Below are 22,880 nucleotides of genomic sequence, written 5' to 3' on the forward strand. Positions count from 1 at the left end.
TCTAGCCTGTGGGGGCGCGGCTTTTTCGTATGCCTGCGCCATGCCTGCCGCATTGTGTGAGGTCCGGGCGGGCCTGCGCGTGTGACTGCACAGAGGAACGAGGCACAGATGACCGACCCGGTGACGCTGGTGGGCCAGGGATCGATCGGCGTATTCGACGAGAAGCGGGCCGAGGCCGCAGTACGGGAGCTTCTCATCGCGGTCGGTGAGGACCCGGACCGCGAGGGTCTGCTGGACACCCCGGCCCGTGTGGCACGTGCGTACAAGGAGATATTCGCCGGACTCCACCAGGAGCCCGAGGACGTCCTGACGACCACGTTCGACCTCGGTCACGACGAGATGGTGCTGGTCAAGGACATCGAGGTGTTCAGCACCTGCGAGCACCACCTGGTGCCCTTCCACGGTGTCGCGCACGTCGGCTACATCCCGGCGACGAGCGGCAAGATCACAGGGCTGTCGAAGCTGGCCCGGCTGGTCGACGTCTACGCCCGGCGACCGCAGGTCCAGGAGCGGCTCACCACGCAGGTCGCCGACTCCCTGATGGCGATCCTGGAGCCACGCGGGGCCATCGTCGTCGTCGAGTGCGAGCACATGTGCATGTCGATGCGGGGCATCCGCAAGCCCGGGGCCAAGACGATCACGTCCGCGGTGCGCGGGCAGCTGCGTGATCCGGCCACGCGTGCGGAGGCGATGAGCCTCATCATGGCGCGCTGAGGAGGAGCGGGGGACGAGGCGGTCCGAGGGGAGAATCCGGCCCGGGTTCGCGCGGGGCGCTGTGCGTCGGCCCTCAGGCGGCCTGGGCCGTGTTCCTCTCGTCGTCCCCGTCGTCCGGGAGCCTGCAGACCCGCTCCAGGAAGAATGCGGCGGCGATGACCGCGATACCCGCCAGGACGGCGAAGCCGGCGTAGACGGCCTGATCCCGTCGGGGCGGGACGTCGAGGAACCCGAGCAGGAAGACGCCCGTGCCGCCGTACATCCCCGCGACCAGGGCGGTGACGAGCGCGCTCGCCTGCCCGAAGAGCACGGCGCGCGCCGCCATCAACGGCTCCACGCCCTTCGCCCCCGGACGCCGCTCCCGCTGGGCACGCAGCCGGGCCCGGATCGACAGGGCGGCGGCCAGCAGGACGACGGCGATCACAGCGAGCACGACGGGGGCGGCGAGCGGCACGCTCGGCAGCGTCCCCAGGGAGTCCCAGAGGCGGGCCGCGCCCCAGGACAGCACGCCGGCTCCGGCGAAGAGGCCGGCCAGGATCCCGAGCCGTAGTTGCTTCACCGAGAGTGCCGCCCTTCGTCGCCGTTGCCCGTGTCGTTCGCCCGAGGGCGGTCGTCCTTGAGCCTAACGACTACTCGGGCAGACGGAGTTCCAGGTCGGGCCGGGGGAGCACTCCGTCACGGCCGACACCTTCCAGCAGACCGGCCACCGGGCCCGCACCGGGCAGCTGGGCCTCCGGTTCCACGTCGTGCCAGGGGGCGAGGACGAAGGCGCGCTCGCGGGCGCGCGGGTGCGGGAGGGTCAGCAGGGGGTCGTCGGAGACCACGTCGGCGTACGACACGATGTCGACGTCGATGGTGCGCGGTCCCCAGCGCTCGTCGCGGACCCGGTCGAAGGCCTCCTCGATGGCTTGGCCGCGCTCCAGCAGCGACGAGGGGGGCAGCGTCGTCCTGACGACGATCACCGCGTTGAAGTACGAGGGCTGGGATCCGGGGGCGACGCCCCAGGGCTCCGTCTCGTAGACCGGGGAGACCGCCTTCACCCGGAGGCCCGGGGTGTCCTCCAGGGCGTCGATGGCGCCCTGGAGCGTCTCCAGCCGGTTGCCGAGGTTGGAGCCGAGGGAGATCACGGCCCGCTTGGGGTTGGAGAGGGTGACGTCCGCCGCGTCGACCTGCTCGACCACGGCGGCGGGAACCGGCTGTACGGTCGGGTCGCTCTGCCCCTCGGTGGAAAATGCAGTCATGCTCGGCTCCGGATGATGGTGATGGTCACGTCGTCGAAGGGGACGGTGATCGGGGCATCCGGCTTGTGGACGACGACCTCGACCTCCTCGACCCCTTCGTGCTTGAGGCACTGCTGCGCGATGCGTTCCGCGAGGGTCTCGATCAGATCGACCGGCTCACCCCTGACGACATCGACGACCTCTTCCGCGACCACGCCGTAGTGAACGGTCTTCGACAGGTCGTCGGCGGCTGCCGCGGGGCGGGTGTCGAGGCCGAGCACCAGGTCCACGATGAAGGTCTGCCCCTCTTCCCGTTCCTTGGGGAAGACACCGTGGTGCCCACGGGCCTTGAGGCCGCGCAGCGCGACACGATCCACGCGAATCACTCCTGCTGTTCGTCGTCTCCGGTGGCACCCGGCCGCGTGCGGGCGGTGGGGTGCCGTCTTTCGAATCTACCCGCGTGCACCGACAGCGACCGCCCGTGGGGGCACAGGCCGGCCCGGCTAGGGGGGTTGGTCACCGCGTATACCCGGTGACCAGGGGGTCCAATCCCGCCGGCCCGCTCCGCTCGCTCAGGCGGTCGGCTCTTCGTCCTCCTCCTCGCCGGTATCGGCCAGTACGGGTGAGCCGTGGTGGGACCAGAGCTTCCAGCCATCGGGTGTGCGCCGGAACACATTCGTGGCGACGACGAGCTGCCCGACGAGGGGGCCCAGTGCGTCGCCGTCCTCGGCGGGACCACCGCTGAGGATGTTCTCGGTGCAGGTCACCAAGGCGGTGTCGCCGGTCATGGACACACCGACATCGGTCAGGAAGAACTGGATGTACTCGGTGTTCGCCATGATCAGCGCGTAGCTCCGCAGCACCTCGCCGCGACCGGTCAGCACCGGCCAGCCCGGGTGGACGCAGGAGACGGTGAGATCCTCCCCGGGCAGCCACAGGCCGGAGAGAGCGTCGAAATCACCGCGTTCCATCGCCTCGTAGAAGGCGGTGTTGGCCTGCTCGACCGCCGCGATGTCGGCGGCGGCCTCCTCGTGCTCCTCGCGCCGGCCGCTCACGCGGCTCCCTCGACGGCGCGGGCTACCCGCACCGCGTCCGCCGTGGGCCGTACCGCGTGCACCCGGACCGCCCAGGCGCCCGCGTCGGCCGAGAGGGCGGAGATCGCGGCTGTGGCGGCGTCCCGCTCGCGGGCGGGCGGCGGGGTGGCGCCCTCCCCCGCCAGGACACGGCCGAGGAAGCGCTTGCGGGAGGCGGCGACGAGCAGCGGCCTGCCCAGATCCCGCAGCCGGCCGAGGTGCGCGATCAGCGCGAGGTCCTGGGCGGCGTTCTTGGCGAAGCCGAGTCCCGGGTCGATCACCAGCTTCTCCGGGGCGACTCCGCCGTCGATCACGGCCTCCATGCGTTCGCGCAGCTCCGCGACGACCTCGGCGACGACGTCCTCGTACACCGCGCGGCTGTTCATCGACTCGCTGAAACCGCGCCAGTGCATGACGACGAACGGCACTCCGGCGTCCGCGACGACCGGGATCATGCCCGGGTCCGCGAGGCCGCCGCTCACATCGTTGACCAGGGCCGCACCGGCGGCGACGGACCGCTCGGCGACACGGGCCCGCATGGTGTCCACGGAGATGGTCACGCCCTCGGAGGCCAGTCCCCGCACCACGGGGATCACCCGCCGGAGCTCCTCGGCCTCGTCGACCCGGCTCGCGCCCGGGCGGGTCGACTCACCCCCGACATCGATCAGATCCGCCCCTTCGGCCACCAGATCGAGGCCGTGCTTGATCGCCGCAGTGGTGTCGAACCAGCGGCCGCCGTCGGAGAAGGAGTCGGGCGTCACATTGACGACTCCCATGACCGCACAGCGGTCCCACTCCGGCAGACCCCGGACCGTGCCCCGCCCTCGCAACGTACTCATGCGACCAGCCTAGGCGGTGTCGGTGAGCGGGGCGGTCGGGCGCGTACACACCGGCCCCGATCGTGGTGCGGGCCCGTTCAGGGGGCACCGGCGCCCGCCACGGTCTCCACAGCGACCTCGGCGCGCGGCAGATCCTGGGCGTCCGCGTCGATGGAGCGGCGCAGGGCTTCGTGGAGGCGGGCCGGCGTGAGGACGCCGAGGAAGCGGCCGGCGCCCTCCTCGTCGAGGACGGCGATCCAGCCGGCGTCGTGCTGCAGCATCGTGGCGAAGGCCTGCTTGAGCGGCGCGCCGAGCGGCAGCCATGCCTCCATGCGGCGGGCGTGCTCGCGGACCGTGCCCCCGGCCCCCGCCGCCCAGCCGCCCGCCGGGATCCACCCGTGCAGATTGTCCTGTCCGTCGAGGACGACCGCCCAGCGTGCGCCGTCGGCCCGCAGCCGCTCGGTCGCCCGCGCCAGCGGGTCGTCGAGGTGGACGACCGGCGGCTGGTCCAGGTCGCTCTCCTCGACGGTGGTGACCGAGAGCCGCTTCAGGCCGCGGTCCGCCCCGACGAAATCCGCGACGTACGGCGTGGCAGGGGCGCCGAGCACCGTGGCCGGGGTGTCGAACTGCTCGATGCGGCCCTGTCCGTACACGGCGATCCGGTCGCCGAGCCGGACGGCCTCCTCGATGTCATGGGTGACGAACAGCACGGTCTTACGGACCTGGGCCTGCAGTTTCAGGAATTCGTTCTGCAGCCTTTCCCGGACGACCGGATCGACGGCGCCGAAAGGTTCGTCCATCAGCAGCACCGGCGGATCGGCGGCCAGGGCCCGTGCCACACCGACCCGTTGGCGCTGGCCGCCGGAAAGCTGCTCGGGATAGCGGCCGCCGTGAACGGAAGGGTCAAGTCCGACGAGTTCGAGCAGTTCGGCGGCGCGCTTCCTGCCCTTTTCCCGCCCCCAGCCGAGGAGATGGGGAACGGTCGCCGTGTTCTCCAGGACCGTTTTGTGTGGGAAGAGACCCACCTGTTGGATGACATAGCCGATACGGCGGCGGAGCCGGACCGGGTCGATGGTGGATATGTCGTCCCCGTCGAGGAATATCCGGCCGTCGGTCGGTTCGGTCAGACGGTTGACCATTTTCATGGTGGTCGTCTTGCCGCAGCCGGAAGGCCCGACGAGCGTGACCAGTTCACCCTCGGCGACCTCGAAGGAAAGATCGTCGACGGCGGTGGTGCCGTCCGCGTACCGCTTGGTGACGTGCTCGAAACGGATCATGATTCCCCATTGTGACGCGGGTTCTGTGAAGGCCATGTTGCCGGAATACGTCGGCCTCGGCGATTGTCAGTGGTCGAGGATAGGGTCACTCAGGACGGGCCCCGCGGTGGCATCGCGACGGTGAACGGGAGGTGGGGGGCGGATGGCCGAACAGAACTGCCTGGTGGCGAACGACTGGATCTGCGGAGAGTATCTGCGTTCCCGCAGCCATGAGTTGACCGAGGCGACCGTCCAGCACATCTGGATCACGGTGGTATCCGTGCTGATAGGGCTCGCGGTGGCATTTCCGCTCGCGCTGCTCGCACGCCGGGGCCGGCATTTCGCCGGCCCGGTGCTGGGCCTGACCACCGTGCTCTACACCGTGCCGTCACTGGCGATGTTCTCGCTGCTGCTGCCGCTCTTCGGGCTGTCCGCGGCACTCGTGGTGACGGGCCTGGTGCTCTATTCGCTGACCATTCTCGTACGCAACATCCTGGCCGGTCTGGAAGCGGTTCCGCAGGAGGCCAGGGATGCCGCCAAGGGCATGGGGTACGGGCCCGTCAGGCTCCTCTGGGAGGTCGAGCTCCCCCTCGCGCTGCCCGCGCTGATGGCCGGGCTCCGGATCGCCACGGTGTCGACGGTCGCCCTGACCACGGTCGGCTCGCTCGTCGGCAAGGGCGGCCTCGGCAATCTCATCGAGGACGCGCTGCCCAGCTTCTTCAAGGCGCAGGTGCTCACCGCCTCCGTGCTCTGCGTGCTGCTCGCGGTGGCAGCGGACCTGCTGCTGCTCGGTGTGCAGCGCCTGCTCACGCCCTGGACCCGGATACGGACGCCCGCCGGGGCATCCGCCGGGGCGGGCATCGAGAAGACGGAGGCGGTCTGACCCATGGGAGTCATCGGGGAGGCGTGGACCTGGCTCACCACCGGCGCCAACTGGTCGGGGGACGGCGGGGCGGCGCAGCGGCTGGCCGAGCATCTGTACGTCAGCGGGATCGCCCTCGCGGTGGCCTGCGTCATAGCCCTGCCGGTCGCGCTCTACCTCGGCCACGTGGGCAAGGGCGGCGGGCTCGCCGTCAACATCTCCAACGTGGGCCGGGCGGTCCCGGTCTTCGCGGTGCTGGCGCTCTTCATGATGACGCCCCTGCGTAACTCCGGCTATCTGCCGACGGTCATCGCGCTGGTGCTGTTCGCCGTGCCCCCTCTGCTGACCAACGCGTACGTCGGCATGACGGAGGTGGACCGGTCGGTGCTGGAGGCCGCGCGGGGCATGGGAATGTCAGGCCCGCAGCTCTTCGCGCGGGTCGAGTTGCCCCTCGCCTACCCGATGATCATGAGCGGCCTCCGGTCCGCCGCCGTGCAGGTGGTCGCCACCGCCTCGATCGCGGCGATGGTCGGCCTCGGAGGCCTGGGCAGGATCATCACCGCAGGATTCAACACCTATGACACCGCGCAGGTCTTCGCGGGCGCCGTACTGGTCGCCCTCCTGGCCCTGGTGGTGGAGGGCGTTCTCGTGGCGCTGGACCGCTTGCTGTCGCCCCTGCGACGGCGCCGGACCGTATGAGCGCGCGGACCTCCCGGACTGTGCACACCCTTTTTCGCGGACGGAGAACAGCATGGGCAGGACCTCGCGCATAGCGGGTGCGGTCATCGGAGCGGTCGCGCTGGCAGGGGCGCTCGCCGCCTGCGGCGGCGACAGCCTGGAGAAGGAGAAGAGCGGTTCCGGCACGGAGGCAGGCGCCGGTTCCGGGAAGGGCTCGCTCGTCGTGGGCGCCGCCGGCTTCACCGAGTCCAAGGTGCTCGCCGAGCTGTACGCCCAGGTCCTGGGCGGCGCCGGATACGACACCTCGGTCACCACGGTGAAGAACCGCGAACTGTACGAACCCTCGTTGGAGAAGGGCGAGATCGACGTCGTCCCGGAATACGCGGCGACGCTCGCGGAATTCCTCAACGCCAAGGTCAACGGAGCGAAGGAGGCGGAGGCGAAGCCGGTCGCCTCGGGTGATGTGGCGGCCACCGTCGCCGCCTTGGAGAAGCTCGCCACCCCCCTCGGGCTGAAGGTCCTCCCGGCGGGCAAGGCCGTCGACCAGAACGCCTTCGCCGTTTCCAAGGAATTCGCCGAGAAGAACAACCTCCGTACGCTTTCCGATCTCGGCAGTTCCAAGATCAAAGTGAAGATCGCCGCGGGTGACGAGTGCGAGGTACGCCCGTTCTGCGCACCCGGACTGAAGAACACGTACGGCATCGACGTCACCGGGATCGATCCCAAGGGGGTCGGCACACCGCAGTCCAAGCAGGCGGTCAAGGACGGCAAGGACCAACTGGTCCTCACGACCACCACGGACGCGGTGCTCGACTCCTACGGTCTGGTGTTCCTGGAGGACGACAAGAAGCTGCAGAACGCGGACAACGTCCTTCCGGTTCTCAATGCCGAGGACGCTGCCGCGCCGGAGATCGCCGAGGCGCTCGGGAAGCTCACCGACGTACTCACCACGGAGGACCTCGCGGAACTGAACCGCAAGGTTGACGCGGAGCGTGCCAAGCCCGCCGATGCGGCCGGGGACTATCTCCGGTCGAAGGGGCTGATCAAGAAGTAAAAAGGCGTACACGAAGGCCACTTGGGAGGTCGGTCCGGTCCGGACGGCCGGTCATCAGGTAACCGGCGGGGAACAGATTGCCGGGTGACCTCCCAAGTGACTCGCACGCACGGTAAATTTCGAGCCATGCCACGAGGACGCCACCGCCATTCGCCGCCCCTCCACAGAATCCTGCCTCCCGTCGTGGTGGCCGGAGTTCCGGTCCTCTGCGCCGCGGGCGCCTGGTTCCTCGCGGAGCCCCTGCCGCTGCGCGCCCTGGTGGCGGTGACGGCGGCCGCCGCCGTCACCGGTGCCTGTCTGATGCGTGGCTGGGACCGGGCCGCGGGGCTGCGCGTCGCGGAGCTGACCCGAGCCAGGGCCGGCGACGAGTGGAAGGCGGAGGAGCGCATAGCCGAACTCGAGGCGGACCTCGAGGAATCACGGGAAATGCGTACCCGGCTGGAGACCAGACTGCGCCGCAAGCGCGTGGAGCTCGCCGGGCTCCGGGGCGAACACGCCGCGCTGCTGCGGCGGTACGCCAACGCCGAGACGGAGCGGGCGAGCGCACTGGAGGGCCGCAGGCAGCTCGCCATCGAGGCGTCCGGGCCGCGTGAACTGCTTCCGGCGCGGTCCACGCCGACGCCGGGCTCCTATCTGCGCGCCGCCCAGGCGTTGCGGGACCTGCCCCGGAACGCCGCGCTCCAGGAGGCCCGCCGTACGGCCGAGTCGGCCCGGCAGCGTGACCTCGCCGAGCGGTCCGCGGACCGGGACCCGGAGGGCGACGGCCCCACGGGGAAGCACGCGGCGGTCGCCGGAACGGGGGACCTCCAGCACCGCCGTCCACAGGCCGACCGTCCCGCGCCGAAGCTGTCGCCCGTACGTCCGCCCCGTGCCGTGCCCGCGGCGTCCGCCGTCGTTCCTTACGACGCGGCGCGCCGTCACCTCGTGCCGCAGGGAAGCTTCGACTTCTTCGGTACGCAGAAGGCGGACGCCGCGATCGAGTCCGTGCAGAACGAGGACCTCGCGGACGTGGTGGGCGAGGAGGCACTCGCGGCGCACCGTACGAGCGCGGCCGGGAACCGTGCCGTCGGGAAGGTCATCGACCTGACGGCGCACGACGAGACCGAGCAGATGGACGTCGTCGAGCTCCGCAGCGCGATCTCCTCGTAGCCCTCGCGGGGTCCACGGCGAGCAGGTTCCGGCGGTGCGGGCCTACTTGTCGATGTCCCCGACGACGAAGAAGAGCGAGCCCAGGATCGCCACCATGTCGGCGACGAGCGTGCCCGGCAGCAGCTCGGTGAGCGCCTGGATGTTGTTGAACGAGGCGGAGCGCAGCTTCAGCCGGTACGGGGTCTTCTCGCCGGTGGACACCAGGTAGTAGCCGTTGATGCCCAGCGGGTTCTCGGTCCACGCGTAGGTGTGGCCCTCGGGGGCCTTCAGCACCTTGGGCAGCCGCTGGTTGATGGGCCCGGGCGGCAGGTCGGCCATCCGGTCCAGGCAGGCGTCGGCGAGGTCCAGCGCGTTGTGCGTCTGCTCCAGCAGGCATTCGAAGCGGGCCAGGCAGTCGCCCTCGGTCCGCGTGACCACCTTCAGCGTGTCCCGCAGCTCCCCGTACGCCAGGTACGGCTCGTCGCGCCGCAGGTCGAAGTCGACCCCGGAGGCCCGGGCGATCGGTCCGGAGACCCCGTAGGCGTGCACGGCCTCGGCGGACAGGACGCCCACCCCGCGGGTGCGGCCCCGGAAGATCTCGTTGCCGAGCACCAGCCGGTCGTACACGTCCATCCGTGAGCGGACGGACGCCACCGCGTCCCTGGCCCGGCCGAGCCAGCCCGCGGGCAGGTCCTCCTTGAGGCCGCCGACCCGGTTGAACATGTAGTGCATCCGGCCGCCGGAGACCTCCTCCATCGCCGCCTGGAGCTCCTCGCGCTCACGGAACGCGTGGAACATCGGCGTGATCCCGCCGAGTTCGAGGGGGTAGGAGCCGAGAAACATCAGATGGTTGAGGACCCGGTTGAGCTCCGCCAGCAGCGTCCGCGTCCAGACGGCGCGCTCCGGGACCTCCATGCCGAGCATCCGCTCGACGGCCATGACGACCCCGAGCTCGTTGGAGAACGCCGACAGCCAGTCGTGGCGGTTGGCGAGCATGATGATCTGCCGGTAGTCCCTGGCCTCGAAGAGCTTCTCGGCGCCCCGGTGCATATAGCCGATGACGGGTTCGGCCTGCTGGATCCGTTCGCCGTCCAGGACGAGCCGCAGCCGGAGCACACCATGGGTGGAGGGGTGCTGCGGGCCGATGTTCAGCACCATGTCGGTGCTCTCCGCCGCGCCGCCGATGCCGATCGTCGTCTCCGTCATGCGGGACAGTATCCCTCCTCGGGCCGGCCTCCCTCGTGCTGTTCCTCCTCGCGGTTTCCCTCCGCGCGATCCGGGACGCGATGCCGCAGCCAGCCGAAGTCGCCCAGCCCGCCGCGCGCCGTCAGCTCGGCGGCCTCCCCCGCCGTAGCGAGGGCCCGCACATAGCCGACCGGATCGGACGAGGCGCGTGCCAGCGGCGGGCGTTCGCCGCTGATCCCCAGTTCGCGCAGTGCCGCCCGCTGGTCCAGGAGCTCGGCCGTTCCGTCCGCCGCCGCCGCGCAGGCGTCCAGTGCCACGTGCGAGGTCAGGTCGCAGCTCCCGTCGGGCACGGGCGGCACCTCGCGGCCGCCCCGGAATCCGGTCAGCGTCCCGAACGGCGGCCGGGACGCCCGTACATGCGCGTAATCCACCGCCACCGCGGTCCCGCCGGACAGCCCGGCGACGGCCCGGGCCCAGGCCTCGTCGCGCGGCCGGCCGATCTCCGCACGGTCACCGGGCCCGGACAGCGGCCACCAGCGGTCCAGCCACCGGGCGTCCGCCCCGGTCACCGCGTCACCGAGCCGCTCCGTGCCGTCGGCCCTCCTGACCAGGACGTAGCGGGGAATGCCGTCCGCGTCGGCCTCGGCGATGTCCGTCGGGACGTTGTCCAGCCATTCGTTGGCGAACAGCAGCCCCCGTACGCCCGGCGGGGGTTCTGCGCACCACTCGACGGCGGGGTCCAGGCCGGGCGGGCGCGGGGCGAGCTCCACGGCGTACGCCCGTACGGCGAGGCCGGGGGCCAGTGTCCCGTCCTCCAGCGCCGCGAGTACCCCGGTCAGCAGCTCGCCGCGGCCCGCCCCCATGTCCACCAGGTCGACCGAGTCCGTGCCCAGCTCCCGTGCCGTGCCGGCCAGCAGCCGGGCGACGGCGGTGGCGAACAGCGGGGAGGCGTGCACCGAGGTGCGGAAATGGCCGGCGGGGCCCTCGGGGCGCCGGTAGAACCCGTCTTCCCCGTACAAAGCGGTCTCTGCGGCTTCCCGCCAGCGGCACCAGTCATACGTCACGTAGGCAAGTCTCCACCTTGGGGAGTACGGTCCCAGGATCCGGATCGGCCCTTCGGCTGACCCGGGTACCGATCAGCTGTCCCTACGCTGGGTAACGTGCAGCGCTTCTACGATTTCCTCCGCAGACACCCGACGGGCGTCGACACCTTCTGGGCTGTCCTCCTCCTCGGGTTCTCCGGCGTGTCCATCGTGGCCGGCCAGGTCGGCGCCGGCCGGGAGCGTGTCGCCGCCGTGCCGATCGCCGTCGGCCTGTGTGCGGTGGTCGCGCTGCGCCGCCGCGCACCGGAGAAGATGCTGCTGCTCGGGATCGTGATGGGGCTCGCGCAACTGCTGTTCGGGGTGCGGCCGGACGTGCCGGACTTCGCCCTGCTGGTGATCACGTACACCGTGGCCACGGTGGGGGAGCGCTGGGCGTCCCGGCTCGCCCTCGGGTGCAGCCTGATCGCGGCGGGGCTCTCGCGGCTGCGCTGGTCCGACGACGCCCCCACGGGTGGCTGGGTCCATACGGCCGGCTACGTCGTCATCATGACCGTGCCCTTCGTCCTGGCCTGGGTGCTCGGTGATTCGATACGCACCCGGCGGGCCTACTTCAGTCAGCTGGAGGAGCGGGCCGCCCGGCTGGAGCGGGAGCGCGAGGCGCAGTCGAAGGTCGCCGTGGCCGCCGAGCGGGCCCGTATCGCCCGCGAGCTGCACGACGTCGTCGCGCACAACGTCTCGGTGATGGTGGTGCAGGCGGACGGCGCCGCGTACGTGATGGACACGTCTCCCGAGCAGGCCAAGCAGGCACTGGAGACCATCTCCGGCACGGGCCGGCAGGCGCTGGCCGAGATGCGGCGGCTGCTCGGAGTGCTCAGGACGGGCGATGCGCAGGAGAGCGGGGAGTACGTCCCCCAGCCCGACGTCGGGCAGATCGAGGAGCTCGTCGGCAAGGTCAGGGAGACCGGCCTCGCGGTGGACTTCAAGATCGAGGGAACCCCGCGTCCGCTGCCGAGCGGGGTCGAGCTGACCGCGTACCGCATCGTCCAGGAAGCCCTCACCAACACCCGCAAGCACGGCGGTCCGGACGCCGGGGCGAGCGTACGGCTGGTCTACTTCGACGACGGTCTGGGCCTCCTGGTCGAGGACGACGGCCGAGGCGCCCCGCACGAGCTCTACGCGGACGGCGGCGCCGACGGCGCGGGGCAGGGGATGATCGGTATGCGCGAGCGGGTCGGCATGGTCGGCGGCACGCTGGACGCGGGCCCTCGCCAGGGCGGCGGTTTCCGGATCAGCGCGCTGCTCCCGCTCAAGCCGGCCCATCAGTGACGACAGGAACAGGACACCACCGCATGGCGATCCGAGTGATGCTCGTCGACGACCAGGTGCTGCTGCGCACCGGCTTCCGGATGGTGCTCGCCGCCCAGCCGGACATGGAGGTCGTCGCGGAGGCCGGCGACGGGGCCGAGGCGATCGAGGTGCTGAGGTCCACGGCCGTCGACGTGGTGCTGATGGACGTCCGCATGCCCCGGATGGACGGCGTCGAGGCGACCCGGCGCATCTGCGCGCAGCAGGATCCGCCCAAGGTGCTGATCCTGACCACGTTCGACCTGGACGAGTACGCGTTCTCCGGTCTGAAGGCCGGTGCGAGCGGTTTCATGCTCAAGGACGTGCCGCCGGGCGAGCTGCTCTCCGCCATCCGCGCGGTGCACAGCGGGGACGCGGTCGTGGCGCCGTCCACGACCCGCAGACTGCTCGACCGGTTCTCCCCGATGCTGCCGAGCGGCAAGAAGGAGCCGCAGCACAAGCGGGTCGAGAAGCTGACCGAGCGGGAGCGCGAGGTGATGCTGCTGGTCGCCCAGGGCCTGTCGAACGGCGAGATCGCGGGCCGCCTGGTGCTGTCCGAAGCGACCGTGAAGACCCACGTGGGCCGCATCCTCACCAAACTGGGACTGCGCGACCGCGTCCAGGTGGTCGTCCTCGCATACGAGACGGGGCTGGTCAGGGCCGGCGGTCAGGGAGGCTGACCGCGCCCCGCACGGCGGCGGCCCCGTGGGCCGCTCAGCGCAGGACACCCTCCAGGAAGTCGCTGCCCAGGCGGGCCACGACCGTCAGGTCCAGCGAGTGCAGGACGTAACGGCCCCGCCGACGGGTGGTGATCAGGCCGGCCTTCTTGAGCAGCGCCAGGTGGCGGGAGACCTCGGGGGGCGTGATGCCGTGCGAGTCGGCCAGCTCGCCCGTGGTGTACGGGGAGCGGGCCAGGTTGCGGCAGATCCGCATCCGCATGGGGTGGGCGAGTGCCTCCATCCGGAGCTGGAGCAGCTCGACGGAGGCGGGGGAGGGCAGTTCGGGGCGGTGCACCGGGTAGTGGATCACGGGACGCCAGCCGGGGGCGTGCAGCACCGTCAGGTGCGGCCAGCCGAAGCTGGTGGGGATGAGGGTGAGACCGACGCCCGCGGCCGAGCCCTTGGCCTCGGTCCGGCCCGTGGTCAGCTTGTCGACGACGATCCTGTCCGTCTCCGCGTCCAGCGACAGGGCCGCGGAGACCGCGCCCAGGGCCGCGCCGAGGCCCTTGCGCCGCAGCACCTCGGTCTTGTGCCGGGCGTCGGCGGCCAGCTGGACCTGGGTCCGCCGCCAGGTGTCGGCGAAGAAGGCGTGGTCGCAGTCCTCGAAGAGGCGCCGCACCCAGCCGCGTACGGAGACGGGATCGGCCAGCAGCTGCTGGGTGAAGGCCAGCTGCTTCGGGCCCCTGGCCGATGCCATGTCGAGCGCGCGGGTCCGCATCGCGGCGTCGCCGAGCGGGAAGGGGCCCCCGGTCCCGTGCAGGCCCGTGCAGCTGAACTCCAGGGCGGCAGACACGAACCGTTCGTCGTCGAGCCGGTCCAGGATGTCCAGGTCCTTGGTGAGCGTCGAGCCGGTCCTGCCGTCCCCGCCGCGGACACCGGCGAACGGCATGAAGACGTCGGAGAAGATGTTGCGCCACAGGAACTCCGCCTCGTGCAGCCGGTCCGCGAGGTCCGGCTCCAGGGCCGCGGAGGTCGCGGTGGCCCAGCCGTGCAGGCCCGGGTGGTGCCCGGGCTCGGAGAGCGCGTGCAGGGCGAGCCCCAGCTCGGCGAGGGGAGAGGTCTCGAAAACCACGCGTTCGAGGGGCAGGCCCGCGATGTCTATGTGCACGCTCACCCCTCCATGGTGCCGGGTGCGGGCGCGGGCTCCGATGTCACTTGACGGCAGCCGTCAATCCACGGGCGGACCCGCCGGGCGGGGACGAGGCTGGATCCATGGACATCGTTCAGCAGCACATGCTCGACAGCTTCCGCGCCGCGCGGCACGGCGAGGTACCGCCCCCGCTGCCCGGCTCGCACGACCAGGAGGTTCTGCGCACCATCCGCCGGCGTATCCGCGCCTGGGCCGCCGCCCACCGCCCTCCCTACGCCTGAGGCGGCGCCTGCTCCCTGAGCCGCGCCACGAACCCGGCCACCGCGTCGCGCACATCCCCGGCCGTCCACCCCAGCCCGTCCGACGCCACCGTGACCTCGGTGCACGCGAGGCCGGGCGGACCCGTCGGAGCCGCGAACCAGCGGCGGAAGAGGGCTACGCCCGTCTCCTCGGCCTGCCGGACCGACGCCTCGTCGAGGACCTCCGCGGTCCAGGGCAGCCAGACCTGGAACTGGTGCGTGTGCGGCGGCTCGGGGTTCACCCGGAACCACGGCACCGACGACTCGGCGAAGCCCTCGGCCAGTGCCGCGGCGACCACCTTCGCGTGGGCGACGTACGAGGGCAGTCTCGGCAGCTCCCGCTCGAGGCCCAGCAGGGCGGAGAGTGCCGCCGGATACTGCTGGAAGACCTGACCGCCGTACCGGTGGCGCCAGGTCCTCGCCTCCTCGGCCAGCGTTTCCGGGCCGGCCAGCACCGCTCCGGACAGCCCGTCCAGGGACTTGTAGAACGAGAGGTACACACTGTCGGCGAGCGCCGCGATCTCCGGCAGACCGCGCCCGAAGTGCGGCGTGCACTCCCAGAGACGCGCCCCGTCCAGATGCACCACCGCGTCCCGCTCCCGGGCGGCGGCCACGACGGCCTCCAGCTCCTCCCAGGACGGCAGGACGAAACCGGCGTCACGCAGCGGCAGCTCCAGCATCAGCGTGCCGAACGGCTCGGGGAAGTCCCGGATCTCGTCCGCCGTGAACTGCCGGGGCGCGGTCGTCGGACGCACCGTGCGCAGCCCGCTCACCGAGGAGAGCGCGTCGCGCTCGTGCACCTCGGGGTGGGAGAGCGGATGCAGGGCGACGACCGGACTGCCCGTACGCCCGGCCCAGCAGCGCAGGGCGACCTGCTGCGCCATCGTCCCGGTCGGGAAGAACACCGCGGCCTCCATGCCCAGCAGGTCCGCCGTGCGCCGCTCGACCTCGGCGACCACCCCGTCGCCGTACACGTCCGTCCACTCGCCCGGGTCGTGGACCGTACCGGCGTCGGCGGCCAGTGCGGCCAGCCGTCCGGCCAGCGGCTGGTCCGCGGACATCCGGGCCAGCACCTTCCCGGACCGCTGCCACGCGGTCAGCCTGCGGTTCCGCTGCTTCTGCTCATCCGTGAGTCCCATGGGACGATCATCGCCCGGGCCGGCGGCACCGCCCGGCGGGGGTCCACTCACGCCGAAAGTTATCCACAGCCTGTGGACGGTCGGGGGGTGTGGCGAAACGCTGGCGTAGCATGCAGAGAAATCGTCCGGTACCCCCCGCGGACTGGAACGGAAGGCCATCGCCGCGTGAACGCATCAGTTTCCAAGGAAGCCCTCGACGCGAGGGACCGTCCCGCCCGCCTCACCGTCGGTGTCGTCGGCGCCGGCCGGGTCGGCCCGGCCCTCGCCGCCTCGCTGCGGCTCGCCGGGCACCGCCCCGTCGCGGTGTCGGGCGTCTCCGACGCCTCCGTGCGCCGGGCCGCCGCGATGCTCCCCGACGTCCCCCTGGTGACCCCCGCCGAGGTCCTCGCACGCGCCGAGCTCGTGCTGCTGACGGTCCCCGACGACGCGCTGCCCGGCCTGGTCGAAGGCCTCGCCGAGACCGGCGCCGTGCGGCCGGGCCAGTTGCTCGTCCACACCTCGGGGCGGCACGGGACGAAGGTGCTCGACCCCGCTCTGCGCGCCGGAGCCCTCCCGCTCGCCCTGCATCCGGCGATGACCTTCACCGGCAGCTCCGTCGACGTCCAGCGGCTGGCGGGCTGCTCCTTCGGGGTCACCGCTCCCGAGGAGCTCAGGCTCGCCGCCGAGGCGCTCGTCATCGAGATGGGCGGTGAGCCGGAATGGATCGCCGAGGAGTCCCGGCCGCTTTACCACGCGGCGCTCGCCCTCGGCTCGAACCACCTGGTCACCCTGGTCGCGCAGTCCATGGAGCTGCTCCGCGAAGCGGGCGTGGGCGCGCCCGACCGGATGCTCGGACCCTTGCTCGGGGCATCGCTCGACAACGCCCTGCGCTCCGGTGACGCGGCACTGACCGGCCCCGTCGCCCGGGGCGACGCGGGGACGGTGGCCGCGCACATCCGCGAGCTGCGCGCACACGCCCCGCAGACGGTGGCCGGATATCTCGCCATGGCGCGTGCCACGGCGGACCGGGCACTCGACCACGGCCTGCTGAAGCCGGAATTCGCCGAGGACCTCCTCGGTGTCCTGTCGGACGGCGGCGCCGCGAACGGAACGAACGGAACACACGGCCCGGACGATTCCGGACCGGGGGAGAAGCGATGAACACCGCACCCGCCACCCTGCTGCGCTCCGCCGCCGAGCTGGACGCGCTCGGCCGGACCGCCGGAACGCGCCGAGCCGTCGCCATGACGATGGGCGCGCTCCACGACGGTCACGCCACCCTGATCCGCGCCGCACGGGCCGCCGCGGGCCCCGACGGCCAGGTCGTGGTCACCGTCTTCGTCAACCCGCTCCAGTTCGGCGAGGCCGCCGACCTCGACCGCTACCCCCGCACCCTGGAGGCCGACCTCGCCGTCGCCACGGAGGCCGGTGCCGACGCGGTCTTCGCCCCCTCCGTCGACGAGGTCTACCCCGGCGGCGAGCCGCAGGTCAGGATCGTCGCGGGCCCGATGGGCGAACGGCTGGAAGGCGCAGCCCGCCCCGGGCACTTCGACGGCATGCTCACCGTCGTCGCCAAGCTCCTCCACCTGACCCGGCCGGACGCGGCGTTCTTCGGGCAGAAGGACGCCCAGCAGCTGGCGCTGGTCCGCCGGATGGTGCGCGACCTCGACTTCGGTATCGACATCGTCGCGGTGCCGACCGTCCGCGACCCGGACGGCCTCGCGCTCTCCAGCCGCAACCGTTTCCTATCCGCCGAGGAGCGCCGGACCGCACTGGCCCTGCCCAGGGCCCTGTTCGCCGCCCGCGACCGGCTGGCCGCCCAGCAGACGCTGCACGCCCGCGCCCGGACGGCCCCCGAGCACGAGGGCCGGGCAGCCGCCCTCCACCGTCTCGGAGAGGCCCGCGCGGCCGCCGACACCCAGGCGGTGGCGTCGGCCCGGCCGACCGTGACGGCCGCCGCGGTAATGGCCGCCGCGCGGTCCGTCCTGGACGAGGCGGCCGGGGAAGCGGTGCCCCTCGCCCTGGACTACGTCGCGCTCGTGGACCCGGCGGACTTCACCGAGGTCCCCGACGACCGGGTCAGCGGCGAGGTGGTCCTCACCGTCGCCGCGCGGGTGGGAGCGACCCGCCTGATCGACAACATCCCGCTGACCCTCGGAGCCCCCGCATGACCGGAATACGGCTGGCCGCCCCCGCCCCCGGCTGGGCCATCGACGCCGACGTCGTCGTGGTCGGTTCCGGCGTGGCCGGTCTCACCACCGCACTGCGCTGCGCCGCGGCGGGCCTCGCGACCGTCGTCGTCACCAAGGCCCGTCTCGACGACGGCTCCACCCGCTGGGCGCAGGGCGGCATAGCCGCCGCACTCGGCGAGGGCGACACCCCTGAGCAGCACCTCGACGACACCCTGGTCGCCGGGGCCGGCCTCTGCGACGAGACGGCCGTGCGCGCCCTGGTCACGGAGGGCCCCGACGCCGTACGCCGGCTGATCGACACCGGCGCGCACTTCGACACCACCGACACCGGGGCGATCGCCCTGACCCGGGAGGGCGGCCACCACCGCCGCCGTATCGCGCACGCGGGCGGCGACGCGACGGGTGCCGAGATCTCCCGAGCCCTGGTCGAGGCGGTCCGCTCCGCCGCCCTGCGCATCGTCGAGAACGCCCTGGTCCTGGACCTGATCACGGACGCCGACGGCCGTACGGAGGGCGTCACCCTGCACGTCATGGGCGAGGGCCAGCACGACGGGGTCGGCGCCGTGCACGCCCCGGCCGTGGTGCTCGCCACCGGCGGCATGGGCCAGGTCTTCTCCGCCACCACCAACCCCCCGGTCTCCACGGGCGACGGGGTGGCGCTGGCGCTGCGGGCGGGAGCCGAGGTCTCGGACCTCGAATTCGTCCAGTTCCATCCGACCGTCCTGTTTCTCGGTGCCGACTCCGAGGGCCAGCAGCCGCTGGTGTCCGAGGCGGTACGCGGCGAGGGCGCCCACCTCGTCGACGCCTCCGGCACCCGCTTCATGCTCGGCCGGCACGAGCTCGCCGAGCTGGCCCCCCGCGACATCGTCGCCAAGGCCATCACCCGCCAGATGCACCTCCAGGGCACCGAGCACATGTATCTCGACGCACGGCACTTCGGCGCCGCGATGTGGGAGCAGCGCTTCCCGACGATCCTCGCCGCCTGTCGCGCCCACGGCATCGACCCCGTCACCCGGCCGATCCCGGTGGCCCCCGCCGCGCACTACGCCTCGGGCGGCGTCCGCACGGACCTGCGGGGCCGCACGACGGTACCCGGCCTGTACGCCTGCGGCGAGGTAGCCTGCACGGGTGTGCACGGCGCGAACCGGCTGGCGTCCAACTCCCTCCTGGAGGGCCTGGTCTTCGCCGAGCGCATCGCCGAGGACATCGCCGAAGCCCCCGTCACCCCGGCTCCTTCCCCGCGTACCTCCGTGGCGGGCGGCCCCGCAGGGGTACCCACCGTCCCCCTGCTCGCCGCGGAGTCCCGGACCACGATCCAGCGGATCATGACCAGGGGCGCCGGGGTCATCCGTTCCGCCGACAGCCTCGCCACCGCGGCCGCGGAGCTCGACACGCTCCGGAACGCCGCGGCCGCCGCCGAGGAAGGCTCCAAGGACGCCGTACCGGGGGTGGACGCGTGGGAGGTCACCAACCTGCTGCTCGTCTCGGAGGTCCTGGTCGCCGCCGCCCGGGAGCGCGAGGAGACCCGCGGCTGCCACTGGCGCGAGGACCACCCCGACCGCGACGACGCCGACTGGCGCCGCCACCTCGTCCTCCGCATCGACCCGGGAGGGCAGCCCGTCGTCCGCACGACGGCCACCGCCGCGTTCCCGCCCGTGCACCCCACCCAGCCCGCCGACGCCCCCGAGGAGCCGTAACCGTGAGCACGCCCGAAGAGAATCCGCGCCCCACACCCGTGGACGTACCGCTGATCCACATCGGCGTACCCGCCGAGTCCGGCGGCTGCGGCGACGGCTGCGGCTGCGGTGACGGCTACGACCCCGACGGCCTGGAGTGCGGTCTCGACCCCGCCCTGGCCCAGCTGCTGGCCGAGGCCGGACTGGACCCGGTCCAGGTCGAGGACATCGCCCACGTCGCCATCGAGGAGGACCTCGACGGCGGCGAGGACGTCACCACCGTGGCGACCGTCCCCGAGGACTCCGTCGCCACCGGCGACTTCACCGCGCGTGAGGCGGGTGTCGTCGCCGGTCTGCGTGTCGCCGAGGCCGTCCTGTCCATCGTCTGCACGGACGAGTTCGAGGTCGAGCGGCATGTCGAGGACGGCGACCGCGTGGCGCCCGGCCAGAAGCTGCTCACGGTCACGACCCGCACCCGTGACCTGCTCACCGGCGAGCGCAGCGCGCTCAACCTGCTCTGCAGGCTCTCCGGGATCGCGACCGCGACCCGCGCCTGGGCCGATGTGCTCGAAGGCACCAAGGCGAAGGTCCGTGACACCCGCAAGACCACTCCGGGCCTGCGCGCGCTGGAGAAGTACGCGGTGCGTTGCGGCGGCGGGGTCAACCACCGCATGTCGCTCGTGGACGCGGCACTGGTCAAGGACAACCACGTGATCGCGGCGGGCGGCGTGACCGAGGCGTTCCAGCGGGTCAGGAAGGCGTTCCCGGAGCTCGCGATCGAGGTGGAGGTAGACACCCTGGAGCAGGTCCGTGAGGTGCTCGACGCCGGCGCCGACCTGATCCTGCTGGACAACTTCACCCCGGCGGGGACCGCCGAGGCGGTCGCCCTCGTCGGAGGCCGTGCGGTGCTGGAGTCCTCCGGCCGGCTCACCCTCGACTCCGCCCGCGCCTACGCCGAGGCCGGTGTCGACTACCTGGCCGTCGGTGCGCTGACGCACTCCTCGCCGATCCTCGACATCGGCCTGGACTTCCGCGAAGAGGCCGACGTCTGATGCTGCTCACCATCGACGTGGGCAACTCCCACACCGTCCTCGGCCTGTTCGACGGCGAGGAGATCGTCGAGCACTGGAGGATCTCCACCGACGCCCGCCGCACCGCGGACGAGCTCGCCGTGCTGCTCCAGGGCCTCATGGGCATGCACCCGCTGCTCGGTGTCGAACTCGGCGACGGCATCGAGGGCATCGCGATCTGCTCGACCGTGCCGGCCGTGCTGCACGAGCTCCGGGAGGTCACCCGCCGCTACTACGGGGACGTCCCGGCGGTCCTCGTGGAGCCGGGGGTGAAGACCGGAGTGCCGGTCCTCACGGACAACCCGAAGGAGGTCGGCGCGGACCGCATCATCAACGCGGTCGCCGCCGTCGAGCTCTACGGCGGTCCGGCCATCGTCGTCGACCTCGGCACGGCCACGACCTTCGACGCGGTCTCCGCGCGCGGCGAGTACACGGGCGGGGTGATCGCGCCGGGGATCGAGATCTCCGTGGAGGCCCTCGGGGTGAAGGGTGCCCAGCTCCGCAAGATCGAGCTGGCGCGTCCTCGCAGCGTGATCGGCAAGAACACCGTCGAGGCCATGCAGTCCGGCATCGTGTACGGCTTCGCCGGCCAGATCGACGGTGTGGTCCAGCGCATGAAGAAGGAGCTGGCGGCCGACCCCGACGAGGTCACCGTCATCGCGACCGGCGGCCTTGCGCCGATGGTGTTGGGCGAGTCCTCCGTCATCGACGAGCACGAGCCCTGGCTCACACTCATCGGGCTGCGGCTCGTGTACGAGCGCAACATCGCCCGGATGTAGCGCGCGCCCGTGTCCACCTGCGGGAACGACCCGGCGGTGCGGTGCCCCACGCCGCGCCGCCGAGCGAGTAGTTAAGCGGATTTTGTCCATTTAGCACGTATTGTCGCGCCATGCCCACGCCCTACGGATCACGCGGCGGCATGGCGTTCAGCGCGGACGAGCTCCGGGTGCTCCGACGTGCTCTCGCCAACGCCCTCCACCCCACGCCCCTGCCGGAAGAGGATGTCCAGGACTGCCTGCGCCTCGCGGGCACGGTGGACGAGGTGGCGAGCGAGGCGGGCCGGCTGCGCGCCTTCCTCCTCGCCGATCTCGCCCGCTACCGGGACGCCCTCCCCGGTTCGCTCAACGGCTACCTGGAGCTCCTCCAGGACGCCCTCGCGGCAGGCTACGACCCCCGCCCCGACGACCTCGCCGCCCTGCGCGCACTGCGTGCCGGGCCGGTCGCCGCGGCCCTGCTGGAGCGATGTCAGGTGCTCGCCGAGCGTTCGGTGCGCGCCCGCCTCTCCGGTCGCGCCGTGTACGCCGTGACGCCCGCACCGCGCAGCAGGCTGCTGGCCCTTCCCGGGGGTCTGTCGGCGGCCAAGGAGCCCGAGCGGCCCCGGACCCCGTCGCGGCCTCCCGCGCCGGCCCGTCCGGCGGCCCCGGGTGAGCGTCCGATGCCCAAGCCGTCCGAGGTCTTCCCGCCCCGCCGGCCCGCGCCCGCGCCTCCGCCTCCGCCCGAGGAGCGCGCCGTGTCCTGAGCGGGCCGACGCGCCCCGAGGGGTGCCCGGGAGTGGCCGGAATGCCGGGCTCGCTACCCTGGTCGGCATGGACTACGTATCCGCGCTCGTTCCCCCCGTGGTGATGGCCGCCTTCTTCGTCGGCCTCGTCGTGACGATCATCAAGAGTCAGGGCGGCCCGAACAAGGCCAAGGAGGACGCCGCCGTGGACGCAGCGCTCGCCCGTGCCGCATCGGCGGAGCAGGCCCCGCGGTCCGAGGGCGTCTGACCGGACCTGAGTACGAAGGGCGCACGGCTTCTCCGGAGCCGTGCGCCCTTTTGCCGTCCCGGAATTGCCTCATTCCAGACATCTAGCACTAAGGTGACGCTGTGCCTCGCCAATTGGGAGAGCTGGAAGACACCGTGATGACACGGGTCTGGCAATGGAACCGCCCGGTCACCGTGCGGGAAGTTCTCGAAGACCTCCAACAGGAACGGTCCATCGCGTACACGACCGTCATGACGGTAATGGACAATCTCCATCAGAAGGGCTGGGTACGCCGGGAAGTGGACGGCCGGGCATATCGATATACGGCCGTCTCCACCCGCGCCGCGTACTCGGCCGCACTGATGAACGAGGCCTGGTCGCAGAGTGACAACCCCGCGGCCGCGCTGGTCGCCTTCTTCGGCATGATGTCCGCGGAGCAGCGCGAAGCCCTCCGGGACGCGATGCGTGTCGTCGTGCCCACCTTCCCCGAACCCGCCGAGAGCCGTCCCGATGACGGGGCCACGGCCGATGAAGCGCCGCCGGAGAGTGGGCGATAGCGTCGGGGGATGTCCTCAGAGCAGTCGCAAACCGAGCAC

Annotated in this window: 26 protein-coding genes; 16 read left to right on the top strand and 10 right to left on the bottom strand. The window is 71.9% G+C overall.

From position 1 onward, the window contains the following. Window positions 1–108: 108 nt before the first annotated feature. On the top strand, window positions 109–714 hold the full coding sequence (folE, locus tag ABT001_RS21515; protein WP_351279799.1) for a GTP cyclohydrolase I FolE: 606 nt from the start codon (window positions 109–111) through the stop codon (window positions 712–714). 73 nt (window positions 715–787) lie between these two features. On the opposite strand, the gene ABT001_RS21520 is transcribed toward folE, so the two are convergent. From ABT001_RS21520 to ABT001_RS21545, 6 genes are all read right to left on the bottom strand, one after another. Next, complete coding sequence (locus tag ABT001_RS21520) at window positions 788–1,273, bottom strand: DUF3180 domain-containing protein (RefSeq protein ID WP_351279801.1); 486 nt, start codon at window positions 1,271–1,273, stop codon at window positions 788–790. Window positions 1,274–1,343: 70 nt separating this feature from the next. Next, window positions 1,344–1,955, bottom strand: coding sequence for a 2-amino-4-hydroxy-6-hydroxymethyldihydropteridine diphosphokinase (gene folK / locus ABT001_RS21525; protein WP_351279804.1), 612 nt, complete (start codon window positions 1,953–1,955; stop codon window positions 1,344–1,346). Next, entirely contained in the window at window positions 1,952–2,311 is a 360-nt protein-coding gene (gene folB / locus ABT001_RS21530; protein ID WP_351279807.1) for a dihydroneopterin aldolase, read from the bottom strand. The genes folK and folB overlap by 4 nt, the downstream gene beginning before the upstream one ends. A 195-nt stretch (window positions 2,312–2,506) precedes the next feature. After that, complete coding sequence (locus ABT001_RS21535; protein WP_351279809.1) at window positions 2,507–2,989, bottom strand: nuclear transport factor 2 family protein; 483 nt, start codon at window positions 2,987–2,989, stop codon at window positions 2,507–2,509. Next, on the bottom strand, window positions 2,986–3,846 hold the full coding sequence (gene folP, locus ABT001_RS21540) for a dihydropteroate synthase (RefSeq protein WP_351279812.1): 861 nt from the start codon (window positions 3,844–3,846) through the stop codon (window positions 2,986–2,988). The genes ABT001_RS21535 and folP overlap by 4 nt, the downstream gene beginning before the upstream one ends. A gap of 77 nt (window positions 3,847–3,923) precedes the next feature. Then, the gene (locus ABT001_RS21545) at window positions 3,924–5,102 is read right to left on the bottom strand and encodes an ABC transporter ATP-binding protein (RefSeq protein ID WP_351279814.1); all 1,179 of its coding nucleotides are present in this window, start codon (window positions 5,100–5,102) and stop codon (window positions 3,924–3,926) included. 142 nt (window positions 5,103–5,244) lie between these two features. On the opposite strand from ABT001_RS21545, the gene ABT001_RS21550 reads away from it, so the two are divergent. The 4 genes from ABT001_RS21550 to ABT001_RS21565 all read left to right on the top strand — a co-directional run bounded on the left by ABT001_RS21550 (window position 5,245) and on the right by ABT001_RS21565 (window position 8,824). Next, window positions 5,245–5,964 (top strand): ABC transporter permease, encoded by a 720-nt coding sequence (locus tag ABT001_RS21550; RefSeq protein WP_351279817.1) that lies wholly within the window; start codon window positions 5,245–5,247, stop codon window positions 5,962–5,964. A 3-nt stretch (window positions 5,965–5,967) separates the two neighbouring features. Next, complete coding sequence (locus tag ABT001_RS21555) at window positions 5,968–6,642, top strand: ABC transporter permease (RefSeq protein ID WP_351279820.1); 675 nt, start codon at window positions 5,968–5,970, stop codon at window positions 6,640–6,642. A 52-nt stretch (window positions 6,643–6,694) separates the two neighbouring features. Next, the gene (locus ABT001_RS21560; protein ID WP_351279822.1) at window positions 6,695–7,675 is read left to right on the top strand and encodes an ABC transporter substrate-binding protein; all 981 of its coding nucleotides are present in this window, start codon (window positions 6,695–6,697) and stop codon (window positions 7,673–7,675) included. A gap of 126 nt (window positions 7,676–7,801) precedes the next feature. Beyond that, entirely contained in the window at window positions 7,802–8,824 is a 1,023-nt protein-coding gene (locus ABT001_RS21565; RefSeq protein WP_351279825.1) for a hypothetical protein, read from the top strand. A gap of 42 nt (window positions 8,825–8,866) precedes the next feature. Here ABT001_RS21565 and ABT001_RS21570 read toward each other — a convergent pair whose 3' ends face one another. Further along, window positions 8,867–10,009, bottom strand: coding sequence for an NADH-quinone oxidoreductase subunit D (locus tag ABT001_RS21570; protein WP_351279827.1), 1,143 nt, complete (start codon window positions 10,007–10,009; stop codon window positions 8,867–8,869). Beyond that, on the bottom strand, window positions 10,006–11,052 hold the full coding sequence (locus ABT001_RS21575; protein ID WP_351279830.1) for an SAM-dependent methyltransferase: 1,047 nt from the start codon (window positions 11,050–11,052) through the stop codon (window positions 10,006–10,008). Before ABT001_RS21575 ends, ABT001_RS21570 begins: the two co-directional genes overlap by 4 nt. 96 nt (window positions 11,053–11,148) lie before the next feature. On the opposite strand from ABT001_RS21575, the gene ABT001_RS21580 reads away from it, so the two are divergent. Both ABT001_RS21580 and ABT001_RS21585 read left to right on the top strand, forming a co-directional pair. Next, window positions 11,149–12,357 (top strand): sensor histidine kinase, encoded by a 1,209-nt coding sequence (locus tag ABT001_RS21580; RefSeq protein WP_351279832.1) that lies wholly within the window; start codon window positions 11,149–11,151, stop codon window positions 12,355–12,357. Window positions 12,358–12,380: 23 nt separating this feature from the next. Then, complete coding sequence (locus ABT001_RS21585; RefSeq protein ID WP_351279834.1) at window positions 12,381–13,055, top strand: response regulator transcription factor; 675 nt, start codon at window positions 12,381–12,383, stop codon at window positions 13,053–13,055. 34 nt (window positions 13,056–13,089) lie between these two features. Here ABT001_RS21585 and ABT001_RS21590 read toward each other — a convergent pair whose 3' ends face one another. Further along, window positions 13,090–14,202, bottom strand: coding sequence for a DUF5937 family protein (locus ABT001_RS21590; RefSeq protein ID WP_351279885.1), 1,113 nt, complete (start codon window positions 14,200–14,202; stop codon window positions 13,090–13,092). Between the two features lie 104 nt (window positions 14,203–14,306). Here ABT001_RS21590 and ABT001_RS21595 point away from each other — a divergent pair, with 104 nt between their 5' ends. Continuing rightward, window positions 14,307–14,465: a hypothetical protein gene (locus tag ABT001_RS21595; protein WP_351279837.1), complete on the top strand. Its 159-nt coding sequence runs from the start codon at window positions 14,307–14,309 to the stop codon at window positions 14,463–14,465. On the opposite strand, the gene ABT001_RS21600 is transcribed toward ABT001_RS21595, so the two are convergent. After that, on the bottom strand, window positions 14,456–15,622 hold the full coding sequence (locus ABT001_RS21600; RefSeq protein ID WP_351279840.1) for a threonine aldolase family protein: 1,167 nt from the start codon (window positions 15,620–15,622) through the stop codon (window positions 14,456–14,458). The two genes, ABT001_RS21595 and ABT001_RS21600, sit on opposite strands and share 10 nt — an antisense overlap. A gap of 165 nt (window positions 15,623–15,787) precedes the next feature. On the opposite strand from ABT001_RS21600, the gene ABT001_RS21605 reads away from it, so the two are divergent. The 8 genes from ABT001_RS21605 to ABT001_RS21640 all read left to right on the top strand — a co-directional run bounded on the left by ABT001_RS21605 (window position 15,788) and on the right by ABT001_RS21640 (window position 22,841). Then, window positions 15,788–16,762, top strand: coding sequence for a Rossmann-like and DUF2520 domain-containing protein (locus ABT001_RS21605; protein WP_351279843.1), 975 nt, complete (start codon window positions 15,788–15,790; stop codon window positions 16,760–16,762). Continuing rightward, a complete protein-coding gene (gene panC, locus ABT001_RS21610) occupies window positions 16,759–17,772 on the top strand; it encodes a pantoate--beta-alanine ligase (protein WP_351279844.1) in 1,014 nt (337 codons plus the stop codon). Before ABT001_RS21605 ends, panC begins: the two co-directional genes overlap by 4 nt. Further along, window positions 17,769–19,490, top strand: a complete 1,722-nt coding sequence (locus tag ABT001_RS21615; protein ID WP_351279846.1) for an L-aspartate oxidase — start codon at window positions 17,769–17,771, stop codon at window positions 19,488–19,490. The genes panC and ABT001_RS21615 overlap by 4 nt, the downstream gene beginning before the upstream one ends. A gap of 2 nt (window positions 19,491–19,492) precedes the next feature. Beyond that, complete coding sequence (gene nadC / locus ABT001_RS21620) at window positions 19,493–20,521, top strand: carboxylating nicotinate-nucleotide diphosphorylase (RefSeq protein WP_351279849.1); 1,029 nt, start codon at window positions 19,493–19,495, stop codon at window positions 20,519–20,521. Beyond that, window positions 20,521–21,318, top strand: a complete 798-nt coding sequence (locus ABT001_RS21625) for a type III pantothenate kinase (protein ID WP_351279852.1) — start codon at window positions 20,521–20,523, stop codon at window positions 21,316–21,318. Before nadC ends, ABT001_RS21625 begins: the two co-directional genes overlap by 1 nt. Window positions 21,319–21,458: 140 nt before the next feature. Continuing rightward, a complete protein-coding gene (locus tag ABT001_RS21630) occupies window positions 21,459–22,058 on the top strand; it encodes a hypothetical protein (protein WP_351279887.1) in 600 nt (199 codons plus the stop codon). A gap of 67 nt (window positions 22,059–22,125) precedes the next feature. Beyond that, a complete protein-coding gene (locus ABT001_RS21635) occupies window positions 22,126–22,305 on the top strand; it encodes a hypothetical protein (RefSeq protein WP_351279855.1) in 180 nt (59 codons plus the stop codon). A gap of 101 nt (window positions 22,306–22,406) precedes the next feature. Continuing rightward, the gene (locus tag ABT001_RS21640; protein WP_351279857.1) at window positions 22,407–22,841 is read left to right on the top strand and encodes a BlaI/MecI/CopY family transcriptional regulator; all 435 of its coding nucleotides are present in this window, start codon (window positions 22,407–22,409) and stop codon (window positions 22,839–22,841) included. The last annotated feature ends 39 nt before the right edge of the window (window positions 22,842–22,880 follow it).

Origin of the sequence: Streptomyces sp. NPDC002793 (genome assembly GCF_040295485.1) — a bacterium.
In the GTDB taxonomy this organism is placed as follows: Bacteria; Actinomycetota; Actinomycetes; order Streptomycetales; family Streptomycetaceae; genus Streptomyces.